The following is a 23,751-nucleotide window of genomic DNA, read 5'->3' as shown; positions in this document are numbered from 1 at the left end:
ATCGGGGGCTTCCGTTGTCCCGGGAATGGTCGCTCCTTGCCCCGTATTCAGCCAATTGCCGTTCAGTGACGGCACCCCCCTGACCCGCATGATCCGGAACTGCACCCCCCACCAGCCATTGGGAGAGGGTTCGCGGATGAGATCGTGAAGCCGGAGCGACTGCCTGCTTCGATATACTCGATACTGATACTGCCGCATTGTTCGAGCAGATGTTTATCGATCACAAAGGTTACATCATCTATTTGAAATGATTCATCCTGCGGCTTTGCTTCGTCCAGGGAGAGCCCCAGCGCCGACCCGGAACAGCCTCCCTGCATCACAGAGACCCTGATGGCCGATGAGATTTTGTTCTCTTTTAGATAATTGACAAGTTTGTCGTTTGCCATGGCTGTTACATCGAACATGATATCTTCCTTGAAAAATGGTTTCTTTCTCTGAAAAACCAGCGCTATAGTTCTTTGAAGCTATACGTATAGACAAATCCCTTCGGATCATAGAAGTCAATGGGTTCACCGCCCACTTCGGCGTAGGGGTAGCCGAAGGTGTTGAGGGGTGGGCCAGCTTGCCGGGGATTGAGCACCACATCCCGCCCCTGTGCAATCACCACTCGGTACGGGTCGGCCCCACCCCAGAAAAATTCTCGATATGCTGCGGTCTTCTCGCTGTCCAGCTCAAGTTTTTCGACGAGCATCGCTTTACGGACATCTGCCGGATCAACGGTAACCCAGCCATAGCCGGGCAGAAAGAACTCCGCCCAGCAATGCTGCCAGGTCGTGATGTCCTGTTCAGTTTTCTTGCCTAACCGGACACTGAACAATTCGCGGGCCGGTATGCCGGCGGCACGGCATAAGGCGATATATACAGAAGAGATATCGGTGCACTTTCCACCGGGACGTTTCAGCAGGAGGCAGACATCGCCTGTGCCGCAACCGATCGTATCCGGGTCACGATACATATTCTCTACGGTCCAGTCATAGAGAGCCCGAGCCTTTTCCAGGACTGTCGTTTTGCCGACGACGATTGAATCGGCCAGTTTCTTCACCTCACCATCAACCGGACCAAGGCTGGTTGACGTGAGATAGTGCTCATAATCCGATGGGTTCCAGGCGGGTTCGATGGTCGGCAAGTCCGTCTGGCGAATCTCCTGGCGATCCACCGTGAACGAGAAGACCAGCGTCCGGCTGGCGGCATCTTTTGGCCAGTGGGCATAGAGGATCGGCGTGCCATTCTCGCGATCCGTATAGATTCCAGACGTCGCGAAATCCCCTTTGACACTGATATCTCCGATGACCTGGCGGGAATCGGTAACCGGGTACGGAACCCACAACTTGGTCTCTTTGCCAATCGGTTGATTGGACAGATCGACAGTCAGCGTAACGGTGCCCGACCGGTTTTGCGCCCCGTATGCCAGCGGAGCTATGTGGAGAACAAAGATGGCCATGATAATCGGAAGAATCGTTTTCATGGAAGCACTCCATTATTGCAAAAGGTGGTTGAAGATTGATCCGACAACTGAAGTACCACTTTGAATCAGTTTGTATGATATGTCAAATCGGAAATATCGATCCTAATATAGCAGAGAATAGGAATTACACTTAATAAACCGGTACCATCTGTCCCCTTGAGCCTTCTGGGGAGGAATCGGATGGCCTGATACCAAAAAGGTTACGAATCGGAAATGTATATTTGACAAATTTACATAAACAATAGTAAGCCTCCTTTGGGCATGCTGAAGGGAACCTTGAAAAATTGTCGCGCAGGAAGTGTTCAGCCAGTTCGTCCGCGACGGTTTGAAAGAGCACTCCCTTGGGGAAATGGAATCCGTCACATCGTCAATGTGACTGCATACTGATCGTCTCCGCAGCGTCTTGTAGCGATGGCGCTTGCCACCTCTTAAAACAAGGAGCACAAGAAAAATGAGCATTGATTACCAAACGATGTGGACAGACCTCGGGCTTGATCTGACCTCTCACGATGCGCTGCTGAACGTTCTCGGTACCGCTTACCGGGACATCTATCTGGCCCAGGAAAATCGGCCGGAAACGATGGCCTATTTCGATTTTGTCATGAGTGAAGTGCACGGCCTGCGGATCAAAGAGTTGCTCGATGAAAAGGCAGCCGGTCGCAAGATCATCGGGTCCTATTGCGTCTTCGTGCCGGAAGAGATGGTCTTGGCTGCCAACGCCACGCTGGTCGGTCTCTGTTCGGGGGCCGATTTCGCGATGGAAGAGGTTGAGAAGCTGTTGCCGCGCAACACCTGCGCGCTGATCAAGTCATCGTTCGGTTTCAAGCTTGGCAAAGTGTGCCCGTATCTGGAAAGCGCCGATATGATCGTCGGTGAAAACACCTGTGATGGCAAGAAGAAAGCCTATGAATCCCTGCGCCCACTGGTGGATAATCTTTATGTGATGGATCTGCCTCAGGTCAAGTCAGCAAACGGCAAGGCGTTGTTGAAAAGCGAGTATCTCCGCTTCATGGAGGCCCTTCAGGAACTTACCGGTGTCGCCGTTACCACCGAGTCGTTGCGCAGCGGCATAAAAACGGTCAATGCCAAGCGGAACGCCATTCACCGCCTGTCCGCTTTGCGGGCTGCAGACCCGGCACCGATATCCGGCCTCGACGCGCTGCTCGCCAACCAGGTCTTTTTTTACGACAACCCGGCGCGTTTTACCGATGCGGTCAATAAAATCTGCGACGAACTCGAGCAACGGGTCGCCTCCAAGAGCGGGGTCTGCCCGGTCGGTACCCCGCGCATCCTCGTTTCCGGTTGCCCGCAGGCGGTGCCGAACTGGAAATTGCCGATGATCGTGGAAAATTCCGGAGCGATCATCGTCGGCGAGGAGTCTTGTGTCGGTGAGCGTGGCACCCGCAATTGCGTTGATGAATCCGGCAGTACTGTTGACCAGTTGATCGATGCTATCGTAGAACGTTATTTCCAGGTTGACTGCGCAATCTTCACTCCGAATACCGATAGGTTGGCACACATCGAGGAGATGGTGAAGGCCTACCGCGCCGACGGCGTCATTCATTATGGTCTGCAGTTCTGTCAACCCTATCTGATGGAAGCCATTCCCGTGGAAAAGGCGCTGGAAGAAAAGGGTATTCCCTGTCTTCGCCTGGAAACCGATTACAGCATGGAAGACGCCGGCCAGCTCACCACCCGGGTTGAGGCTTTTGTCGAACAACTCCGTTGAGACGATCGACCATGACCCACTATGGTGGCATAGATATCGGCTCACGGACTATCGAGCTGGTGGTGGTCGATGAAGCGGGGCAGGTGTGCGCGAGCCTTCAATGCGATACCGGCTATGATCCGCTGGCGGCGACCAGGAGCCTGATCGATGCCGCCCCATTTGACCGGATCATGGCCACCGGCTATGGCCGCACTCTCTTTGAGATCTCGTTTGAATCGCGCACGGTTACCGAAATCAAGGCCCACGCCAGAGGAGCGCGGGCCTTGTTTGGTGATGCCGCGACCATTATCGATATCGGTGGCCAGGATAGCAAGGCAATCGCCTTGCTGGAGAACGGCAGGGTGAAAAAATTCGAGATGAACGACCGGTGCGCTGCCGGCACCGGCAAATTCCTCGAAATCATGGCCAGAACCCTGGGATTTACCATCGATGATTTCGGGCGGGAGGCGCTACAGGCTCAAAACGCTTTGACCATTTCCAGTATGTGTACCGTTTTCGCCGAATCGGAGGTCACCTCGCTGATTGCCAAAGGCGAAGATCCCCGGAATATCGCGCTGGGTCTTCACCACAGCGTCATCCGCAGGGCCGCGGCAATGATCAACCGGGTCTCATCGGCTGGCGACGTTGTTTTTACCGGCGGCGTTGCCCGGAACCCCTGCATGACCGAACTGCTGGCGAAACAACTCGGACGGCGGGTACTCGTCCCTGACGAACCGCAGCGGATCGGTGCCTTGGGAGCTGCTCTGCTCCTCATGGAGGAGCACTGATATAAGCCGAAATCATTGCTCGTTGTGACGTCCCGTCATGGGGGTTATGTGGGAAATCAGTTTCACAGGCTGAACTCCACGGGCTGGTTGGTTCTCTCGGAGTCTGCATCGCGGAGGCCCGGCGGGGCGGAGAATCAGGCCCGAAGGGTGGCGGACAGGACGTCCGCCACCGGTGGCCAGGCCATGGATGGCCTGTCTGCCGGCCTCGGAGGCCAGCCGATCAGGCCGTAGCGCAGCAGCCGGAGGGAGGACCAACCAGCCCACCCGGCCACGATGCCGATTTCCATCGTTCGTTGTGGCGTCCCGTCATGGGCGTTATAAGAAAATCCTATGCTCAGCTGGTCGAGTATCGTTATTTCCCATTGGTTTTTTGTCTGTTCTTCGTGCTAATTGAGCTGCTGATGAGCGTGTGCCGAGCCACTGGCAGGACCGGGGGCGCCATACACCCTTAAGCAGCGGTAGCAAAGAACCGCTGATTATCCGTTTGTTTTTTTTTATAGGAGGAAAGGCAATGCGAAATTTCTTCGCCACCCTGACAGTTTTATGTGCCATTATGATTTCTGGCGCTGCTGTGCACGCCGCTGATCTGGATGCTTTCACCGGTCAGAGCGGAACTTTGAAGATCGCCGGTGGAACCGCCCATATTCCAGTGATGAAGGACGCCGCGCAGGCGATTATGGAGATGAATTCGGAAATCAGGATTACCATTGCCGGAGGTGGATCGGGAGTAGGGATTAAGCAGGCGGGTGAGGGTTTGATCGATATCGGTAATTCCGGGCGGGAAGCAACGTCCCAGGAACTCGAGACCTATGGCTTGACCATGATTCGCTGGGCGATCGATGGCGTTTCCGTGGTGGTCAATCCGAAAAATTCGGTGCAGGCGCTCAGTTCGGTTCAGCTTCGTGACATTTTCGCCGGCCGATTGACTAACTGGCAAGAAGTGGGTGGCGAAGATCGTCCGATTAATCTTTACACGCGCGATGAAGCCAGCGGAACTCGCAACGTTTTCTGGACCAAAGCCATCGGTAAAGAAGCTATTGATACCAAGGCCAACGTTGTCGTGTCTAATGGTGCCATGAAGACCGCGGTTGCCAACGATCCATACGCTATCGGCTATGTCTCTGTCGGTCACATCGATGAAACGGTCGCTGCTGTGACCCTCGACGGTGTCACGCCAAGCATCGCCACCGTGAAAAGCGGCGATTACAAAGTCGCCCGCGGCCTGTTCAGCCTGACCAAAGGCGAACCGCAGGGGCTTGCCAAATTGTTCATTGACTATCTGCTCAGCCCTTCAGGCCAGGCAATCGTTGCTGCCAAAGGATTCATTCCCGTCAAGTGAGTCGAGAAGATCTCCTGCAGAAAACCATCCTGCTCTGCGCCACCGTCGGCAGCGGGACTCTTGTCGTTGGCATATTCCTGTTGATGCTGCATCTCGGCTGGCCGCTTCTGATCAGCGGCCAGTTTTTTTCCCTGCTCCTCCAGGAGTGGCGGCCGGCGGATAATCTCTACGGTATTTATCCCATGCTGCTCGGCAGCACGGTGATATCCCTGTTGGCCCTGCTGATCGGTTTGCCGATCAGCCTCGGCACCGCCTTTGCCACCACCGTAGTGGCTCCTCCGTGGTTACGCTCTGCCTCTTTGGCACTGATTCGCTACATGGCCGGGATCCCGACGGTGGTCTACGGATTCGTTGCCGTCTTTTTCCTGGTGCCATTCATGCGGGAGCAGATCACCGGCGGCTCAGGGCTCAATATTCTGTCGGCAGCACTTGTGCTGGCTATTCTGATTGCACCGACCATGGTCATTTTCTTTGTCAACGGCCTTTCCGGCGTTGCGAAAACCTATAGCCTTGCCGTTGACGCCCTCGGTGGCACACCGGTGCAGAAACTGCTTTATCTGCTGCTTCCCCAGGCCTGGCCGGCTTTGACCGCCGGCACCGTCATGGGGCTGGGAAGGGCCATGGGAGATACCCTGATCAGTTTGATGGTCGCCGGCAACAGTATCGCTGTACCCGGTGCAGTAACCGATTCGGCACGTACCTTGACCGCCCATATCGCCCTGGTCATTGCCGCCGATTTCGCCGGGATGGAATTCATGTCGATCTTTTCCTGCGGCATCGTTCTCTATCTTTTTACCGTGCTTTTCGTCAGTGTCATCCGCCTCACGTCCAAAACTCGAAACGACTAGCCGATGATCAGATTCGCCGAACGGTTCGTTGTTTTCTTCTCTCTGGCGTGCACGGCACTGCTCTTTTTCTGTATTGCCGTTGTAACAGTCTATGTACTGTGGCGCGGGTTGGATGCCTTCAGCATATCCTTGATATTCGGCGGTGTCGATCCGCTCGACGCACTGCTCGGTAGACGGCCCGTCTTCGACGGGTTGTTTCCTGCGATTGTCGGTACCCTGCTGCTCGTCGTCAGCGCAATCGTCGTTGCGGCTCCGGTCGGCATTGCTACCGGTATCTATCTCGCCGATTATGCCTCGCCGCGGTGGCGGGTAACCCTGTCGGCCCTCTTTGATGTTCTTGCTGGTTTGCCGTCAATCGTCATTGGTCTGGCCGGCTTTACGATAACGATCTATCTGCACCGGTTGTTTCCCGGAAGAATCGGCCCGTGCCTGCTGATATCCGCATTGTCCCTGGGGTTTTTGGTGCTCCCCTATGTTATTCGTTCCACCCAGCTGGCGTTGGAATCGTTACCGGCGACACTTCGGTTGACCGCTCCGGCACTCGGTGCCAGACACTGGCAGAATATCTACCGGGTGCTGCTGCCTGCCTCCACCTCCGGTATTCTCGGCGGTATTATCCTGGCTATCGGCCGAGCTGCCGAAGATACGGCGGTTATCCTGTTGACTGGGGTTGTCGCCTCGGCCGGATTGCCTCGGTCACTGCTGGAACAGTATGAAGCCTTGCCGTTTTTTATCTATTATATTTCTTCGCAATACACGACAACTCAGGAACTGGAGATGGGGTTCGCCGCCGCGTTTCTTCTGCTGGTTCTGTGCGGCTCCCTTTTTCTTCTCGCTTATGGTTTGGAACGGCTGTTGGCGCGTCGCTTTGTGTTTCGATAACGATATGGCATCTGCAAGTAAAATCATCACCCGCTCCCTGGCATTCAGCTACGACAAGAAGACGCTGTTTGAGTCGATCGATCTGGAACTGCCGGAACACTGTATTGCCGCTGTTACCGGACCATCGGGCGCCGGTAAATCGACCTTTCTCACGGTTTTTAATCGTCTTTGGCAGGAATTCGGTGGCGGCAACGTCAGCGGGACGGTTTTACTTCGGTTTGCCGACGGCCTAGTCGATATCTATCGCGAGCATTTGCCCGCCTCCGAGCTGCGACGGCGGGTCGGCATGGTGTTTCAAAAGCCAAACCCTCTGCCGATGAGCATTCATAAGAACGTTGCATTCCCCTTGCGGCTTGCTGGTCACAGAAAGAGAGGAGAAATGGATCATCTGGTCGAGAAAGCCTTGCGAAAAGCTCATTTGTTCGAGGAAGTCAAGGATCGGCTGCGGGCCGATGCACGTGCCTTGTCGGGCGGACAGCAGCAGCGCCTGTGTATCGCCAGGGCTCTGATGCTCGAACCGGAAATTCTGCTGCTGGACGAGCCGACGTCATCACTTGATGCCCGTTCCTGTGGCAAGATAGAAGAGTTGCTTGACGATTTGAAACAATCCTGCACCGTGTTGATGGTGTCGCATTATCAGGACCAGGTACGGCGGGTCGCCGATCTGGTGTTCGAAATGACCGATCAGACCCTGATCAGGTCGGCGTGATTTTGTGAAATCTGGTGAATCGGCAGGGTGACGGTGAGAATTAGCTTTTCCGCTCAACATGCTGCCGATAGGTCGATCTCGTCGATAGCGCGTTCGATGCAGGCGATGATGTCGGTTACCTGGGTTGCCGGGTTCGGCTGGGCGAGCCTTCCGGCGATTCGATTGATGCGGGCCGCTGCTTCGGCGGCGGCCGGGATCGGCAAACCGGCCTGGATCAGGGCCGCGGCGATGCCGGTCACGGTGTCGCCAGTGCCGCCGATCGGTTCGAGTTCCGGGACGCTCGGCGTGTCGACAACTGCCCGGATGCTTCCCCGTTCGACCACGTAATCCCGCCGACCCTTGACCAGCAGGTGTTGGGCGGCATTGCCATGGCGGTAGGCCATGTCGATCATCTCCTCGGCCCTCTCTTCCATGTGCAGGATAAATCCGCGGGTGTAGAAGGGATGCGGGGCCTTCTCGTCTGCCAGGAAGGCGAGTTCGCCGATGTCCGGGGTAAACAGGTCGTAGGCTTCGGCCTGACCGCTCATCTTGGCCACGTACATGAAACCGGCGTCGGCGATGAGCAGCGGCGTGCGAGCCATCTCCTGGAGGGCCAGCAGTACTCGGCCGTGCCAGTCCACGTCGGGCTGCAGATAATGAAAGACCATGATCCGGTGGTCGGCCGTGGCGAGGTGTTCGGCCAGGTGGGCGTAGAGTCGGCGACTGCCGTCACCGCGGCCGATATCGCCGACCAGATAGGCCAGCGGCGCCGGCCGACCGAGTGCCCGGCTGGTAACCGCCGCCGCCGCGAGCAGCGCGGGGGTGCCGCGGTTCACCGGAAAACGGCGACCGGCTACGGTAATGGTCGTTCCGTCAAGCGTAACGGTGCCTGTCAGGACCGGCAATGCCGCGTCGGGGACGGTACCTACGATGGCGAGCATTGTTCGGTGATCTCCTCGAAGGCGAGTTGCAGGGCATACCCGCACAAGGTATGGCCGATGTCGCGGGGACTCGGTACTTCACGCAGTTTCTTGCCGACCAGCATGGCCGCTAGATACGGCACGTCGGGGCAGCCGCCGCCGGAGATGTTGACGATGATCCCGGTGGCTTTTTCCACACAGATCTTCATGTTGGCGGCGCGCACCATCAGATAGGCACCATAATCTACTCGCTGGAAGATATCGACCGGTTGCAGCAGCGGCCCGCTGACCGGTACCATCTCCAGCGGGTCCAGCCCGGAAGCACCAAGGAGCCTGACAATCTCCAGCCGCTCGATCAACGGGAACTCGATTACCAGATCGCAGCCGCGCTGTATCTCGGGCGGCGGCCCCATGACCCGGACCATCCAGCCGGCCTTAGCGAGCAGCTTTTCCGCCTGGATCACCTCGCTGGTATTTTCGAAGACGAGAAAGCCGCGATCCATCGAGGATCGCGGCGATGAGGTCGGTTTGGCTGGAGTGAACGCCTTCCTCAGTCGGGACAATAGGGGCACGCTCACCCCTTCTTCAGGGTCAAGCGGTAGCCGTCACCGTCCGGATCAACGGCCGCAACCGTGTATCCCTGGCTGGCTGCCGCCCGCGAGACGTTTTCCCGAGAGGTGTCGGTATCGACCAGCACGATCAGTTCTTTGTCGGCCCCGGCCTTGATGGTGTCCAGGGTCATCAGTACCGGTTGCGGGCACGACAAGCCCCGCGCATCTATCGTAGTTGCCATGATCTGCTCCTTTTTAAGCTGTTTTGCGCATGGTGAAACCGATGAACAGGCACACCGCCAGGCCGACTACAACGGCAGCGATGCCGTTCGGCCCGACTCCGGCCGGAGAGCTGGCCAGGCCGAAATTGTGCGCGAAGGCGGCACCGACGATCATGCCGACAACAAAAACGGCGGCGTCACCGTCTCCCTCTCCGGCCATAAACAGCTGTCGACCGGGACACCCGCCGGCCAGGGCAAAGGCCAGGCCGGCCAGCACCATGCCGGCGAAATTCCAGAAGTGCTGGGTATGGGCCACCGGTTGACCGGTAAAGCCCGGATTGAATTGACCAAGCACCAGGTTGGCGGCAAAGGCGAAGACCAGCAGGGCAAGAAAACCGCTGAGCAGGTGGGTCTGCCGGAAGAGGATCAGGTCGCGAAGGGCACCCATGGTGCAGAAGCGGCTCCGTTGGGCGAGCACGCCGATGAGCAGTCCGACGAGTAAGGAGACGAAGAGCGGCGCATGGGCGGCACCCGGTCCCTTGAGGCTGTAAAAAAGTACGCCGCTTTGCGCCTCACCGGCGATCTGCGGGTTAGCCAGTAGTAAAACGAGAAAACCCAGCATGGTCAGCGGCATCAACCAGCCGACCGAGGTGTAGGTCTTTTGCGCGCGGCCCAGATTGTAGCCGTTTTTCAGGAACCAGGCGCCGATACCGATACCGGTGGCTAGTCCCGCCAGCCCGAGAATGGCGTTGCCGTCACCGCCGGCCAGGCGCAGAACTGCGCGCCAGGGGCAGCCGAGAAATACCAGTGCGCCGATCATGGCAAAAACGCCGAGCATGAACCGCACGATCGGCGCCGAGCCGGCACGGGGCCGAAACTCCTTGAACAGGTAGGCGGCAAGTAGGGCACCGAGCACAAACCCGATGATCTCAGGACGTAGGTACTGCACCACCGCGGCTCGATGTAGGCCGATCGAGCCGGCAATGTCGCGTTCGAAGCAGGCGACGCAGATGCCCATGTTGGCAGGATTGCCCAATTTTTGCAGGATCGCCGCGAGCACGCCGATAACGGCGCCGACGCAGATGATTCCCCAGCGACTTGCGAAAAAACGTTTAACGGCTTCCATGGTCTCCCTCTCAGGTAATTGGCAGGTCGCCTTGAAAATATTCCGTGTTCGTTCACGGTCAAAGCGGCCCGATAACAAGGATTGAAACGGCCAGAAAATGCTTTGTAGGTACATCGAAAGCGAAGAGGGGTCCAATACTATATATCGATATCAGTTAGCTGAATTATAGAAAATTCCAATAATTAGAGAGCGCCACATGGGTCCAGCATTAGCGCTGCATGGGTACGCCATCTTCTCTCAAAACAACAGGAGGGAACCTTGAAAAATTGTCATTCTGCCCAGCCTCATTGTTGCGCAATCAAATTTTATCTTCGGAATATCGTCTATGCCTGCGGAAAAATCTTCTCGCGCGTCTTGATCTTGAACGAAATTCCGAATTTTTCAAGCTCCCAAGTATTGAAAAAGTGGGGGTGCCGTCCCGTATTTATCGATAATACCTATTTGACATCCTCTAGTAATCTTAGAATCCTACGACCGGCTACGGTCCCTGCATTGTTGTTGATCGTGTTTCGGAAAAACGTCGGGGGGAATGACCGTTCGGGATGGTCGAGGCGTTTATCGGTTCATCCCGGCAGAGCTGTCAACGGAGGCAAACTATGTTTCGATCCATCCATCTGGCCCGGGCAATCGAGCGCCAGCTCATTGTTTTGCGCCGGTCCGGCAAGAAAGGGGAACTGGCGGCCGACCAGTGTCAGCGTATCCTTACCGAATTGAGGGAAAACGGGGAAGAAACGGCGGGGATTTTCCTGAAACGAACGAAAAACGGTGAGTACCGCATGAAAAATTGCGTCAAGTATGATCTTGGCGGCGGCTATCGTCTGATAACGGTGCGGTATTGCGACCGTCTCTATGTCCCATATCTCGGAACGCACGATGATGCCGACAGCTGGTTGGAGCGGCGTCGCAGAGAAGACTTCGAGCCGAACGAGGCGAACTATCGCTTCGAGCCGATCAACGTCGATACCACATCCGATGACGATCTGGCCCGACAAATGTCGCCGGGCATCGAGGAATCGGACCTCTACGAAGAGCACTTGCGCGATCGACTCGATGAAACGACGCTGCGAGAGGTCTTCCGCGGCCTGTGCCGGAATTGCGGCAAGACCGTGCACCAGGGTTGACATCCGGGGCCCGGAGCGATAAGCACAACAGAAACACTGTCCACTGTTCCGGAGAAGAAGCGATGTTCACCTGCGTTGTTCCAGAATACGGAAGCATCACGCTGCGCCATTGTGTCACCGATTTTACCGGCACCCTGTCGGTCGATGGCTCCTTGCTGCCGGGCGTCAGAGAGGGATTACGGACACTTGCCGACCTAGTTGAGGTACACGTGCTGACGTCTGATACGTTCGGCACGGTGCGGCAGCAAGTCGCCGGGATCGATTGCACCCTGCATATCCTCAGCGGCGACAACCATGCCGCTCAGAAACAGGAGTATATCCGCATCCTCGGCGCCGACGGGGTCATTGCCTTGGGTAACGGCAACAATGATCGGCTGATGCTTGAGACGGCGCGCATCGGTGTCGCCGTCTGTCTGGCCGAAGGTTGCGCCATCAAGGCGCTGCAGGCGGCTGACCTCCTGGTCTTCTCACCGTTGGATGCGTTCGACCTGCTGTTATCGCCCAACCGTTTGAAGGCCACCCTGCGCCGATGATCGCTGCCGCCTTGCACGTGCTCCTGCCGGCCGGACGTTTCATGTCGAGCCAACGGCCCGGGAACATGCCGTTTTATTGTCTGTGGTGCCTTGGGTGTACGGTATACCGGTGATGAATATTCTGCATGTCATCAGCCAGCACCCGGAAAGCACCGGCAGCGGCATTTACCTGCAGCATGTGCTGCGTCAGGCCGCCCGTGCCGGCCATAGGAACTATCTGGTGGCCGGCTGGTCAGGCGGTGATCGTCCAAAACTGGCAGGGGCTGACACTGCATCGTGCCGTTTTGTCCGTTTCGATGACGGGGAGCTCGATTTTGCCATTCCCGGCATGAGTGACGTGATGCCGTACCGCAGTTCCCGGTTTTGCGATCTCTCCCCGGAGCAACTGGATCGTTATGAAACGGCTTTTGCCGAAGCGGTCAGTGCGGCCGCACGTAATTTCCCGATCGAAGTGATACACAGCCACCATCTCTGGCTGGCAACAGCGGTAACCAGGCGAACCCTGCCTGCCTTCCCGCTGCTCACCTCCTGCCACTCTACCGATCTGCGCCAACTCGTCACCTGCCCCCACCTGAGGGGCCGTGTCGTGCCGGATTGCCGCGCGGTCGACCGGGTTCTCGCGCTCGATCCGGGCCAGGTCGAGCGAATCAGCTCTCTCTATGGGATTGCCCGGGATAAAATTGGTGTTGCCGGGGCGGGGATCGATCGAGATATCTTTTCGTTTGGTGTCAAGCCGCCGGTTCCGCCGGTTCACCTGCTTTATGCCGGCAAGCTTAGCCTGGCCAAGGGGGTCGACTGGCTGCTGCGCGTTTTTGCCGCTCTGGGCGAACCGGCCGTCCATCTGCACCTTGCCGGATCCGGACACGGCGAGGAGGAACGCTTGTGCCGGCAGCTGGCGGCAACATGTGGCGATCGGGTAACGCTGCATGGTTCTCTGAGCCAGCATGCGCTTGCCGAGTTGATGCGGCGCTGTCATATCTTCGTGCTGCCCTCATTCTACGAAGGCCTGCCGCTCGTCCTGCTGGAAGCACTGGCATCGGGGTGTCGGTTGGTCACGACCGACCTGCCGGGGTGTTGCCACCTGCTTAACCAGGCCACGGACGATCTTGTCGACTATGTCCGATTGGAACCAATGAGCGCCGTTGACAGACCCGACGACTCGGTCTGGTGCCTTCTCGACGAGCGGCTGACAACGGCTTTGATGAATATGATCGAAAGAGCAAAGAGGAGGGCCACCCCGTGGAAGGATGACGTCGAGGCTTGTACGGCCGGCTCCAGCTGGGAAGGGGTCTTTGCCAGGGTCAGTGCGGCTTATGATGCGGCGAGACGGTCCCGGCCGGCAGCGTGATCGCGACCGCGGCAATGTCGTCGTGTCGTTTGAAACGGGGAAACTGACGACAGTCCGGATCCTGTCTCTGCAGCATGCGGACATGATTGCGTATTCCTGCCAGTCCGCCAAGTCGGTAGAGATCGGCGAACCACTGCCAGTCCGTTGCCTCGCCAGGCTCGCTTTTCGGCAACAGCAGACCGTCGGTAAAGAGCAGGATACCGGCGAGATCGCTCAGGCTGCGGCGGCCATGGCTCAGAAAAGAAAGGGACTTCGGCTCGCCGTTGAGCACGCCGTAGCGCACGTTCATCTGCAAACGAACGGCGAGAATTTGCGAGGCCAGGCTGATCTGGATCGGCGGCGCCGAAGCGGGCAAGCGCTTCCACTGCAGCAGCGTCTCGGCATCTATATCGATCTCCGGGGTGAGCAGTTCATGGCGGCCGTCCCGGTAGAGCAGCAGGATCATGCTGTCGCCGATCTGGCAATACTCGAACCAACCGTCATGCAGCCGAGTCACCGCCATGCTTGTCGACCAGAGTCGTTGCCGCTGTTCGAGTGGGATACCATGGTCGTGTTGGGCCGAACGAATCGCCCGGTTCGCCCGTTGCGCCCGGGACGCCAGGTCACCCGGCTCGTCCGCGAAAACCTGAGCCGCCAACTGCGCCGCCCGATAGCCACCGGTTGCACCATCTCTGTCGAGAAAGCCGTCCAGGCTGGTGGCGCCGTCAAAGACGCCCAGCAGATCGCCGGCGCGCAGCAATACATCCTCGTTCTGCAGCCCGCTGCCCTGTTCGTGCAGGGTTTCCAAGGCGCAGCGTGAACGCGCAGGAGCAGGAGATACGGCGGTTTGGGGTTCAGGAGAGAGGAGCATGGGGCACGTTTGGTTGAGTAATCATGTCGCATCATAATAGTGAGCTTTGTCAATCAGGGCAAATCGCTTGTTTCGATGGGTTATGGCTTGGTCATAGTAATATCTGATAGTATAGGTCATGACTGAAGAAAATTGGACGATGAAAACCAACGCCAGAGGAAGGGCTGGCCGGTCCTCCCTCCGGCTGCTGCGCTGCGGCCTGATCGGCTGGCCTCCGAGGCCGGCAGAAGGCCATCCATGGCCTGACCGCCGGCGGCGGACGTCCTTGTCCGCCGCCCTTCGGGCCTGATTCTCCGGCCCGCCGGGCCTCCGCGATGCAGCCTCCGGGAGAACCGGCCAGCCCGGGGCAATGATTCATATAAAAACAGCAATGAATTGAATGCAAAACATTCAGGTGCACGAAGCTTCGGGCTCCGCCGGAGTGAGCATCGATTGTGCGGGGATCGAGTCGGCTCCGATCTGGTCGGATTATTGCGCCGGCCATCCCGGCGCGCTCTTTTCCCAGCTGCCCGGTTGGTGTCGGGCGCTTGCCGATACTTACCGGCTGCCGCTGTTTGTACTGCGGGCACGGGAAAGCAATTCCGGCGAGACAACGGTCGGTCTGCTGCCGCTGCTGCTCTTTGCCCCTCCCGGTAACACCAGGCGGCTGATCTCCCTGCCCTATACCGACGCGGCCGGCGTCTTGGCCGAAAGCGAGGCCGTTCGTCACCGTCTGCTGCTGGCCGCGCTGCAGCTGACCGAAGAGCTGGCGGCCGATCACCTGGAGGTGCGTGAATATCGACCCGAACCAGTTGGCGGTCCGCCACCGGATCTGGACAGTCGCTGGGTTCACCGGGAATTTGATTTCAAGATCGGCCTGCAACGGCGCCTGCCCGAGACAGCAGACGAGCTCTGGGCGAGCCTTGGACCCAAGGTACGCAACCAGGTGCGCAAGGCGGAGCGTTGCGGCTGCCGTTGCGCCATTGGCGGGCCGGAACTGCTCGATGATTTTTATGCGGTCTTTTCGGAAAATATGCGCGATCTCGGCTCGCCGACGCATAGCATCGAGTTGTTTCGCCGCCTCCTTGACCGCGATCAGCCGAGTACCCGCTGTCTCGTTGTCTCCTGTGACGGTGTTCCGGCTGCCGGGGCCATTGTGCTGCGCTACGGCGAAACTCTTGCAAACCCGTGGGCATCCTCGCTGCGCCGGTTTCGTCCCCGCTGTCCGAATATGCTCCTGTACTGGTCAATGCTGAGACTGGCCGTGGAACAGGATTGCCGCCGCTTTGATTTCGGCCGTTCCAGCCGGGACACCTCCACCCACCGTTTCAAAAAACAGTGGGGAGCCGTGCCCCGACGACTCTGCTGGCAGGTGTTCTCCCGATCAATGCCGCTCTGGCGGCCCGATAACGAATCGCTTGTCGATGAGCAGTGGCGACTGATGGACCTGGAATCCTCCCGGCGATGCGGGCCGGCCCGCCGCCGCTGGATTAGCCTCTGAGGTGCGGAGATGATAATTTCCGCTGGCAGGTGTTGTCCCGGGCCACCGCCCTACGGGCGGCCCGCCTACGCCCATCTGGTCGAGGATCAGTGGCGGCTGACGGACCTGGCAGCGTCTCGGCGCTATGATCCGACCGCCGCCGCTGGATTAGCCTCTGAGGTGCGGAGATGATAATCTACCATGGTTTGGAAGGGAGCATCTCTTTGCCGCTGCCGGTCTTTCTGGTGGTCGAAGACGTCGGCTGGTGGCAGGGCGAGGACGGTTCCGCCCGGGGTGAGCCGTTTCGCAATCGTTTTCCGCGGCGCCACTGCCTGGCCGACTATCAGGCCCTGGTATGCCTGTCCAGGCGTTTGGGGATGCGCATCGCCATCGCGATGGTGCTCGGGGAGTGGGATACTACCAATCTTCTCAGCAACGTGACCGGTGCCACCTGGATGGGGCGGGATTGGGAAAATCGGCGCAATCAGGGGCCCTGGCTGGCAGAGGCCGCCGCTTATCTCCGCGATCATCGGGAAGACCTGGAGATTGCTCTGCACGGGCTCTGCCATGAGTTCTGGCAGGACGGCAGCATGCATCGCTCGGAGTTCCATGACAGCAACGGGAGGATGCGCCCCCGCGATCTCGTTGTCGAGCACTTGACGGCCTGCCGGCAGATCATGGAGCAGCATGATTTCCCCAGCTTTCCGAGGCTCTATGTCCCGCCGGCCCTCAACCACAGCTTTGGCGACGACGCCACATCGATGCAGGCGATCCTGCAGGCATTTGGCATTGATTATGTCACTACCCGTTTTTCAAGAGCACACCAGTACCGTCCCCCGGAGCATGACGCCATTACCTGGGAATGCGGAGTGGTCCTGCTCGAGCGCGGACGCTCACCGGTGGCCTGGGACCAGCCGGCCACGGTGCCGGCTTCGCTGCCGGACCAACCGATCGTCGCCCTGCATTGGGCGAACCTGCTGCATCCTGACGTAACCCGCACCAACGAGATCGTCGATCGGTGGGCGGCCCTGGTTCGTGCGACGGCAGACGATATCCTGCGCATCCAGGCCAAAGATGTTGCCGATTGCTGGACTCAGGCGGCCTATTATTACCTGGCGACCTGCCGCTCCGATACCGGCGGCGTCACCATTGACCTGGACCGTCTTCCTCGGTTTGCGTCCCTGAACGGCTCGTTTTCCTTGAAAATCCGCCAGACCGCGGCGGCATCATGGCAGTGCAGCGGTGCCCGTGTCGTTGACGGCAGCATCGAGCCCGACGGGACGCAGATCGTCCGGCTCCTTCCCGAAGCCGGACAGCGAGCGATCTCTCTGGGGTTTCTCTGAACGATCGTCAGACAGTGCTAATCGATCACCCCGCAGGCAATCCGTGCGCCACCGCCTCCGAGAGGTGCCGGGTGGTCGGCGTGATTGTCGCCGCCGGCGTGGATCATCAGTGAGCGTCCGGTCACGTCGCTCAGGCGCAGGCGAGGGGCCAGCACCGGGTTATCGGCGGTGCCGTCGGCATCGACAAAGAGGCCGGGCAGGTCACCGAGGTGGCCGTCTCCCCAGGGCAATCCGTGTCTGCCGCTGTTCTCGGGATCGTAGTGACCGCCGGCCGACAGGGCCGGCACCATTTTCCCGTCTTTTTCCGCGGGGCTGCAGTCCGGTGTTTCATGCACGTGGAAGCCATGCAGGCCGGGTGCCAGTCCGCTCAGTTCCGGGGTCAGCACGAGGCCGTAGGCGGACTCGCTGAGTACCACCTGACCAACGCCTGCGCCGACACCGTTTTCGTCCACGGTATGCATCGGCACCGTGAACTCGGCCCGGACCGGAACGGCAATGAGTACAAGCAGAAGGGCGATGCTGTAAAAGGGTTTATTTTTATTCATAATCATTCCTCCTGTACGAGATGAGACAAGAATTCGGTGACAACACGAATCGGTGCCACCATGTAGGACTATGCGTACGGAAGGAGATCTTGTACAGGTCTGCTGGTGCGGGAAGAGCAGATCGGACGGCAGCCGGTCTAGAGCCCACTGTCGGCCGCCCGGTCAGGTGGCCGACAGCGGGCAATTGGCTCAATGTTGATGTTTTTTGACCACGTAATACATCACCGGCACCGCCATCCGGCTGACCAGCAGCGAGGCGATCTCGCCGAACATCAGCGAGATGGCCAGCCCCTGGAAGATCGGGTCGGCCAGGATCACCGAGGCGCCGACGACGACGGCCAGGGCGGTCAGCAGCATCGGCCGGAAGCGCACGGCACCGGCCTCGACCACCGCCTCGGCGAGCGGCAGGCCGTCTTTGATGCGCAGCTCGATGAAATCGACGAGGATGATCGAGTTACGCACGACGATGCCGGCCCCGGCCATGAAACCGATCATCGAGGTGGCGGTGAAAAAGGCGCCGAATGCCCAGTGTGCCGGCAGAATGCCGATCAGCGAGAAGGGGATGGCGGCCATCACGACGAGCGGCGTCACGTAGTTCTTGAACCAGCCGACCATCAGCATGTAAATGAGGATCAGCACGACGCAGAACGCCAGACCGAGATCGCGAAAGACCTCCAGCGTGATATGCCACTCGCCGTCCCATTTCATCGCCGGTCGCCGCTCGTCAAACGGCTGGAACAGGTTGTAGATGGTCAGGTCCGCCGCAGCTCCGCCAAATGACGTGGCGTTCAGCGCCTTGATCCGCTCGTTCATGTCGAAAATGGCATAGACCGGGCTTTCCACTGCTCCGGCCACGTCGCCGGTCACATAGAGCACCGGTTTGAGATTCTTCCGGTAGATCGGCTGCTCGACCGGTGCCTCGGAGATATGGACCAGCTCGCGCAACGGCACGAGTGGTGCCTGGCTGCTCTGCTCCGAGCGCAGCGAGATATTGAGCAATTCGTCGACTCGAGCGCGCTGCGAGCGCGGCAGTTCCAGCACCAGGTTGATCGGTTCCTTGTCGCGCGGCTGGTGATAGAGATCGACCGATAGTCCCGTCACGGCCATGCGGATGGCCCGGGTGATCTGCCCCTCAGTGATGCCGCTGAGCGCCGCTTTCTCTTTGTCGACGGTGATTACCGTGCGGGACCGCTCGGCCTCACGGTACCAGTCGATATCGACAACGCCGTCGGTCTCGGCGAAAATCTGCTTGATCTGCTCGGCCAGCTTGACCCGGTCCTCGGCGGTCGGCCCGTAGATTTCGGCTACCAGGGTCTGCAGGACCGGCGGTCCCGGCGGCACCTCGGCAACGACCAGTGCGGCGCCGTAGTGCTCGGCGATCGCCGCCAGCTGCGGGCGCACCCGCTTGGCGATGTCGTGGCTGTTGATGCTGCGCGCATGCTTGGGCAGCAGGTTCACCTGGATATCAGCCAGATGCGGTCCGGAGCGCAGGAAATAGTGGCGCACCAGGCCGTTGAAGTTATACGGCGAAGCGGTACCAACATAGACCTGGTAGTCGACCACTGCCGGATCACTGTTTATCACCTGGGCCATCTCCAGTGCCACCCGTGAGGTCTGCTCGAGGGAGCTGCCCTCGGGCAGATCGAGGATCACCTGGAACTCGCTTTTGTTGTCAAACGGCAGCATCTTCACCTTGACCAGGCCGACGCCGACCATGGCCATCGCACCGAGCAGCAGCACGGTGATGCCGATAAAAAAGATGGCTCGCCAGCCGCCATGGGCCAGCAGCGGGTCCATGATTCGGTGGTAGAGGCGGGTGAAGAGGTCGTCCGGAGCTTGGTCATGGTCTACTCCGCCCCCGTGTTTCCGTGTTTTCAGGATATGGGTGGCCGCCCAGGGAGTGACGGTGAAGGCGATCACCAGCGAGAAGATCATCGCCGCCGAGGCGCCGACCGGGATCGGCCGCATATAGGGTCCCATCAGGCCACCGACAAAGGCCATCGGTAAAATGGCGGCGATCACCGCCCAGGTGGCCAGGATGGTCGGGTTGCCGACCTCGCTGACCGCCTCCACCGCGACGGTTGTCATCGAGCGGCCGCGATTTCCGGGCAACCGCAGGTGGCGGACAATGTTCTCGACGACGACGATGGCGTCGTCAACCAGGATCCCGATGGAGAAGATCAGCGCGAACAGCGTGATCCGGTTGAGTGTGTAACCGTAGAGATAAAAGACGAGCAGGGTCAAAGCCAGCGTCGATGGGATGGCCAGCATCACGACGATGGATTCACGCCAGCCGAGAAAGAGCAGGATGAGCACGGCCACGCCGAATACCGCGATGCCCATGTGCAGCAGCAGCTCGTTTGATTTCTCCGAGGCGGTCGCCCCGTAGTCCCTGGTGACGCTGACCTCGATATCTGCCGGTATCAGCGTTCCCTTGAGACTGTCCACCTTGTCGAGCACCGACGCCACAACGCTGACCGCGTTGGCACCCGGCCGCTTGGCGACCGAGATGGTTACCGCCGCCTCCGGATCGTGGAGGTCGGGTGCGCCGAACAGCACGTAGGTCGACGGTTCCTCGGGGCCGTCGATGATCTCGGCGACCTCTTCGAGATAGACCGGTTTGCCTCCGTAGACGCCGACCACGATCCGGCCCACTTCTTCGACGCTGGTCAAAAACGAGCCGGTCTGCAGCTCTATGTCCTGGTTGCCGCTGGTCAATACCCCGGAATAGCGCTGCTGGTTGGCCTGCTGCAGCATCGGCACCAGCTGGTTGATCGAAATATCGCGGGAGGAGAGCAACAGCGGGTCGAGACGGACGGTTACCTGCCGCCTGGTACCGCCGATCAGACTCGTTTCCGCAACCGACGGGATGCTCTTGATCGCATCGTCGACCTGGGCGGCCAGGCGCCGCAGCATAAAGTGATCGTAGTTCGGGCTGTGCAGCGTCAGGGCGAGGACCGGCACATCGTCAATGGTGTGCGGTTTGACCAGCGGCTGCGAGACGTTGTGGGGAATGCGGTCGAAATTGGTGGCCAGTTTCTGGTTGAGCCGGACAATGGCCGTCTCCAGATCGGCCCCGACGTAAAAACGGACGATGAGCAGGCTCTTGCCGGCCATCGACGTGGAGTAGATGTACTCGACATTGGGCAGCTCGTAGAGCAGCTTTTCCATCGGGATGGTGACCTGCTCTTCGATCTCTTTCGGGGTGGCGCCCTCCATGGCTACCATCACGTCAATCATCGGCACCTTGATCTGCGGCTCTTCCTCGCGCGGCAACATGGCCACGGCGAGGATGCCGAGCAATAAGGAAGCGATGATGCCAAGCGGCGTCAGTTTCGAGTTGATGAAGGCGGCGGCCAGTTTGCCGGCAAAACCGCTTGGTTTACTCTCCGAAGTGCTCATGTCGATCCGTTGGTTGATGCTGGGATGCGTCGGTGTCGGCTGCTTAGTTGATGGTAACCGGTTGGCCGTCCTGCAGGTGGCGGTGCCCGGAGACGATGACCCGGTCACCGGCGGCGACCCCGGCGAGAATTTCCACCGTGCCGTCATGCTTCAGCCCGGTTTTCACCAATTGCAGACGAGCCCGTTGTCCGTCGGTCAGGAAGATTCGCTCCATTTGGCCAAACGGCAGGACTGCGTCCTGCGGAATCATGAAGGCAATGCCTCGCTCACTTGGCAGGCTGATCCGGGCGAATTGACCGGAGCGGATCTGTTCGGCCGAGTCGATGGTCAGTTTGACCGGGGCGGTGCGCGAACGGGGATCGGCGGTCGGGGCGATCTCGATGATCCTGCCGGTGGTCCGCAGCCCCGCCGCCGGCAGGTGGATCGGTAGCTCATCGCCGATGGACAGCGCCAGGACGAGCGACTCGGGAACGTCGGCCAGGACCTGCAGGTGACCTTCGTTCTCCAACTGCAGCAGGAGCTTGCCCGGTGTCGCCAGATCGCCGATGCTGGCCATTTTCCGGGTGATGATGCCGCTGAACGGAGCGGTGATGGTGGTGTAGCCGAGCATCGTGCGGGCCTCCCTGAGTGCTGCTGCGGCGATCTGGCGGGTTTCCTCCAGTGTACGGACCGTTTCCGCGGTGGCAGCGTTTTTAGCCAGCAGGCTCCGCTCTCGGGCCAGGTTTCGCTCGGCCTGCTCGAACTGGGCCTGGGCCTGCAGGAGTTGAGCGTTGATCTCGTCTGCACCGAGAGTTACCAATAGGTCGCCTTCGCTGACCCGTGAACCGAGCGATACCGGCAGCTCAACGATATTACCGCTGATTCGGGCGGCAATCGAGGCGCTTTCCGCCGCCTGCACGGTGCCCATGATCTCGACCTGACGGGCCGGCGTCTGTTGCTTAACGGTGACGACGGAAACCGGCGCCGGCTCCAGCTGCTCTGCCTTCTCAACGTGCTCCGTCGTTTCCGACGAGCAGCCGGCGGCCAGCAGGACGGAAAAAACGGCGAGCAGAATGAAGGGAAGGACTGCGGGCAATCTCCTCATGGCTGTGTCTCCAGAAGTTCTTTCGTGGTTGGTGCGAATTGCTGCATGCCGGCCGCCTGTCGCAGTCGAGCGGCGGCGGTCCGGCAATTGGCCCGGGCCGCCGACTGGCGAACCAGGGCGTCGGTGAGCCGTACCTCGCTGTCGATCAGGTCGGAGGCGAGGATGACGCCTTGCTGGAAGCGCTCGCGATTGAGTTGCGCGCTTTCCCGGGCGACCTGTACCATCTTTTGGGTTACCTGCCTTCGTTCGGCGGCCTGGCGCCGGTTCAGTTCGGCCTCCTGGATCTCCAGGTCGACGGCCAGTCTGAGTTTGCCGAGGTGCTCCTTGAGCTCGGCGAGTTCCGCGGCTTTCTGGGCGATCTCGCCATCCCGGCGGCCGCCGTCATAGAGCTGATAGGTCAGCTGCAGACCGGCCAGCCAGGAGCTGCCATCGCCGTCGACTTCCCAGCCGCGGTCATACTGGTAGCCGGCAAAGCCGTCAAGGGTCGGGCGCAGGGCTCCGCGGGCGCCGGCAAGGGCTGCCTCGGCGGCCATCAGACGGGCGTGCAGGGCCGCGATTTCCGGCCGCTCACGGTACGCATCGACGGTCGGCACCGACTGTTCGTCACCGGCGCCGGGCAGCAGCACCGTGTCGGTGCCGCTCAGGCCGAGCAGGTTGAGAAAGCCGCGTTGTGCCAGATCCAGCTGGTGTCTGGCGATGATCAGCTGCTCGCTGGCGCGGGCCTGTTGCACTTCGAACTGGAGCAGGTCGGCGCGGAGCAGATCACCGGCTTCGTAGCGGGCCACGGCCACCTGCAGGGATGAATCGATGGCGCTGAGTTCCGCTTCCCGGGCAGCGACCTGGTCGCCGGCTTGGATGATAGTCTGGTAGGCACGAACGACTTCGTAGCCGAGACGGTGCTGGGTTGCGGTACGATCCGTTTCGCTGGCCAGCTGCAGTGCCTCGGCGGCCTCAGAGGCGGCTTGGTCGCGGCCGCCGTTATAGAAACGGTAGTTTATTTCCGCCTTGAAACCGAGGTTGTCGGTGCGGCCGGGGTCGTTGAAATCGATGGTGTTGTCGAAACCACCCTGGTTGAGGATGGCACCGAAGGCCTGCATCGGGTTGTCGGTCTGGCTGTAGCCGCCGCTCAGGCTGATCCCCGGCCGCATCGCGGCGGCGGCCTGGTGGCGAGCTGCCTCGGCGGCACTGATCCGTTGCCGGGCGATCTTACTGTCCGGGTTGTTTTGCAGGGCATAGATAACCGCTTGCCGTGCGGTCCAGGCGTCGGGCTGGTCGGCGGCGGTGACCGGGCCGGCCCAACAGAGAGCGAGGGCCAGGCAAGCGGCGGTAAAGAGGTGTCGAAGAGGCGGTGCTGCAGCGGTCATGGAAATACCCCGTGGCTCGGTCCGGGTGGAATGGACTATGTTTAATAAAAAACTTAAATAGAAATAAGCGCCTTTTTCCTTGCTGTCAAAGAAAAATGTATCACAAAAGACGCAAATAGTCGAAAAAAAGGGACTTATGCCACGAGGTAGGAGGGTGGGGAGAGCG

The 23,751-nt window shown here is 59.5% G+C and carries 23 protein-coding genes; 12 read left to right on the top strand and 11 right to left on the bottom strand.

All coding sequences use genetic code 11. The features are described from left to right. Positions 1 to 62 precede the first annotated feature (62 nt). Positions 63 to 404, bottom strand: a complete 342-nt coding sequence (locus BUC26_RS02485) for an IscA/HesB family protein (RefSeq protein ID WP_073373258.1) — start codon at positions 402 to 404, stop codon at positions 63 to 65. Between the two features lie 44 nt (positions 405 to 448). Next, positions 449 to 1,465: a transglutaminase-like domain-containing protein gene (locus tag BUC26_RS02480; protein ID WP_073373257.1), complete on the bottom strand. Its 1,017-nt coding sequence runs from the start codon at positions 1,463 to 1,465 to the stop codon at positions 449 to 451. Between the two features lie 451 nt (positions 1,466 to 1,916). Here BUC26_RS02480 and BUC26_RS02475 point away from each other — a divergent pair, with 451 nt between their 5' ends. The 6 genes from BUC26_RS02475 (at position 1,917) to BUC26_RS02450 (ending at position 7,739) form a co-directional block, all read left to right on the top strand. Beyond that, complete coding sequence (locus BUC26_RS02475; RefSeq protein WP_073373256.1) at positions 1,917 to 3,194, top strand: double-cubane-cluster-containing anaerobic reductase; 1,278 nt, start codon at positions 1,917 to 1,919, stop codon at positions 3,192 to 3,194. Positions 3,195 to 3,205: 11 nt separating this feature from the next. Further along, positions 3,206 to 3,961, top strand: coding sequence for an acyl-CoA dehydratase activase (locus BUC26_RS02470; protein WP_073373255.1), 756 nt, complete (start codon positions 3,206 to 3,208; stop codon positions 3,959 to 3,961). A 511-nt stretch (positions 3,962 to 4,472) separates the two neighbouring features. Continuing rightward, positions 4,473 to 5,300 carry a phosphate ABC transporter substrate-binding protein gene (locus BUC26_RS02465; protein ID WP_073373254.1) on the top strand — a complete coding sequence of 276 codons (828 nt, stop codon included), beginning with the start codon at positions 4,473 to 4,475 and terminating at the stop codon, positions 5,298 to 5,300. After that, positions 5,297 to 6,148, top strand: coding sequence for a PstC family ABC transporter permease (locus BUC26_RS02460; RefSeq protein ID WP_244155764.1), 852 nt, complete (start codon positions 5,297 to 5,299; stop codon positions 6,146 to 6,148). The genes BUC26_RS02465 and BUC26_RS02460 overlap by 4 nt, the downstream gene beginning before the upstream one ends. Before the next feature lie 3 nt (positions 6,149 to 6,151). Then, the gene (locus BUC26_RS02455) at positions 6,152 to 7,030 is read left to right on the top strand and encodes a PstA family ABC transporter permease (protein ID WP_073373252.1); all 879 of its coding nucleotides are present in this window, start codon (positions 6,152 to 6,154) and stop codon (positions 7,028 to 7,030) included. Between the two features lie 4 nt (positions 7,031 to 7,034). Further along, a complete protein-coding gene (locus BUC26_RS02450) occupies positions 7,035 to 7,739 on the top strand; it encodes a phosphate ABC transporter ATP-binding protein (protein WP_073373251.1) in 705 nt (234 codons plus the stop codon). A gap of 53 nt (positions 7,740 to 7,792) precedes the next feature. On the opposite strand, the gene BUC26_RS02445 is transcribed toward BUC26_RS02450, so the two are convergent. From BUC26_RS02445 to yedE, 4 genes are all read right to left on the bottom strand, one after another. After that, a complete protein-coding gene (locus BUC26_RS02445; protein WP_073373250.1) occupies positions 7,793 to 8,659 on the bottom strand; it encodes a carbohydrate kinase family protein in 867 nt (288 codons plus the stop codon). Further along, complete coding sequence (locus tag BUC26_RS02440; RefSeq protein ID WP_084540394.1) at positions 8,644 to 9,141, bottom strand: putative Se/S carrier protein; 498 nt, start codon at positions 9,139 to 9,141, stop codon at positions 8,644 to 8,646. Before BUC26_RS02440 ends, BUC26_RS02445 begins: the two co-directional genes overlap by 16 nt. A 71-nt stretch (positions 9,142 to 9,212) precedes the next feature. Next, complete coding sequence (locus tag BUC26_RS02435) at positions 9,213 to 9,431, bottom strand: sulfurtransferase TusA family protein (RefSeq protein WP_073373248.1); 219 nt, start codon at positions 9,429 to 9,431, stop codon at positions 9,213 to 9,215. Positions 9,432 to 9,444: 13 nt separating this feature from the next. Then, positions 9,445 to 10,650: a YedE family putative selenium transporter gene (gene yedE / locus BUC26_RS02430; protein ID WP_084540393.1), complete on the bottom strand. Its 1,206-nt coding sequence runs from the start codon at positions 10,648 to 10,650 to the stop codon at positions 9,445 to 9,447. Between the two features lie 482 nt (positions 10,651 to 11,132). Here yedE and BUC26_RS02425 point away from each other — a divergent pair, with 482 nt between their 5' ends. The 3 genes from BUC26_RS02425 to BUC26_RS02415 all read left to right on the top strand — a co-directional run bounded on the left by BUC26_RS02425 (position 11,133) and on the right by BUC26_RS02415 (position 13,538). Further along, positions 11,133 to 11,657: a hypothetical protein gene (locus BUC26_RS02425; protein WP_073373246.1), complete on the top strand. Its 525-nt coding sequence runs from the start codon at positions 11,133 to 11,135 to the stop codon at positions 11,655 to 11,657. A 62-nt stretch (positions 11,658 to 11,719) separates the two neighbouring features. Further along, the gene (locus tag BUC26_RS02420; RefSeq protein ID WP_073373245.1) at positions 11,720 to 12,190 is read left to right on the top strand and encodes an HAD family hydrolase; all 471 of its coding nucleotides are present in this window, start codon (positions 11,720 to 11,722) and stop codon (positions 12,188 to 12,190) included. Between the two features lie 112 nt (positions 12,191 to 12,302). Further along, positions 12,303 to 13,538, top strand: coding sequence for a glycosyltransferase family 4 protein (locus tag BUC26_RS02415; protein WP_073373244.1), 1,236 nt, complete (start codon positions 12,303 to 12,305; stop codon positions 13,536 to 13,538). On the opposite strand, the gene BUC26_RS02410 is transcribed toward BUC26_RS02415, so the two are convergent. Continuing rightward, entirely contained in the window at positions 13,492 to 14,325 is an 834-nt protein-coding gene (locus tag BUC26_RS02410) for a protein phosphatase 2C domain-containing protein (RefSeq protein ID WP_073373243.1), read from the bottom strand. The genes BUC26_RS02415 and BUC26_RS02410 overlap by 47 nt on opposite strands. A gap of 442 nt (positions 14,326 to 14,767) precedes the next feature. On the opposite strand from BUC26_RS02410, the gene BUC26_RS02405 reads away from it, so the two are divergent. The 3 genes from BUC26_RS02405 to BUC26_RS02400 are packed head-to-tail and all read left to right on the top strand — an operon-like array spanning position 14,768 to position 17,190. Further along, a complete protein-coding gene (locus BUC26_RS02405) occupies positions 14,768 to 15,868 on the top strand; it encodes a GNAT family N-acetyltransferase (protein ID WP_073373242.1) in 1,101 nt (366 codons plus the stop codon). A 9-nt stretch (positions 15,869 to 15,877) separates the two neighbouring features. Then, the gene (locus BUC26_RS23380; protein ID WP_153307074.1) at positions 15,878 to 16,039 is read left to right on the top strand and encodes a hypothetical protein; all 162 of its coding nucleotides are present in this window, start codon (positions 15,878 to 15,880) and stop codon (positions 16,037 to 16,039) included. Next, complete coding sequence (locus tag BUC26_RS02400; protein ID WP_073373241.1) at positions 16,036 to 17,190, top strand: hypothetical protein; 1,155 nt, start codon at positions 16,036 to 16,038, stop codon at positions 17,188 to 17,190. The genes BUC26_RS23380 and BUC26_RS02400 overlap by 4 nt, the downstream gene beginning before the upstream one ends. Before the next feature lie 17 nt (positions 17,191 to 17,207). Here the strand turns inward: BUC26_RS02400 and sodC are convergent, their stop codons facing one another. From sodC to BUC26_RS02380, 4 genes are all read right to left on the bottom strand, one after another. Next, on the bottom strand, positions 17,208 to 17,735 hold the full coding sequence (sodC, locus tag BUC26_RS02395; protein WP_073373240.1) for a superoxide dismutase family protein: 528 nt from the start codon (positions 17,733 to 17,735) through the stop codon (positions 17,208 to 17,210). Between the two features lie 189 nt (positions 17,736 to 17,924). Then, the gene (locus BUC26_RS02390; RefSeq protein WP_073373239.1) at positions 17,925 to 21,137 is read right to left on the bottom strand and encodes an efflux RND transporter permease subunit; all 3,213 of its coding nucleotides are present in this window, start codon (positions 21,135 to 21,137) and stop codon (positions 17,925 to 17,927) included. 43 nt (positions 21,138 to 21,180) lie between these two features. Continuing rightward, on the bottom strand, positions 21,181 to 22,221 hold the full coding sequence (locus BUC26_RS02385) for an efflux RND transporter periplasmic adaptor subunit (protein WP_073373238.1): 1,041 nt from the start codon (positions 22,219 to 22,221) through the stop codon (positions 21,181 to 21,183). Further along, complete coding sequence (locus BUC26_RS02380; RefSeq protein WP_073373237.1) at positions 22,218 to 23,585, bottom strand: TolC family protein; 1,368 nt, start codon at positions 23,583 to 23,585, stop codon at positions 22,218 to 22,220. Before BUC26_RS02380 ends, BUC26_RS02385 begins: the two co-directional genes overlap by 4 nt. Positions 23,586 to 23,751 lie beyond the last annotated feature (166 nt).

Origin of the sequence: Desulfofustis glycolicus DSM 9705 (genome assembly GCF_900130015.1) — a bacterium.
Classification (GTDB): Bacteria; Desulfobacterota; Desulfobulbia; order Desulfobulbales; family Desulfocapsaceae; genus Desulfofustis; species Desulfofustis glycolicus.
The sequence above is the reverse complement of the archived record's forward strand: the minus strand, read 5'-3'. Positions and strand labels throughout refer to the sequence as shown.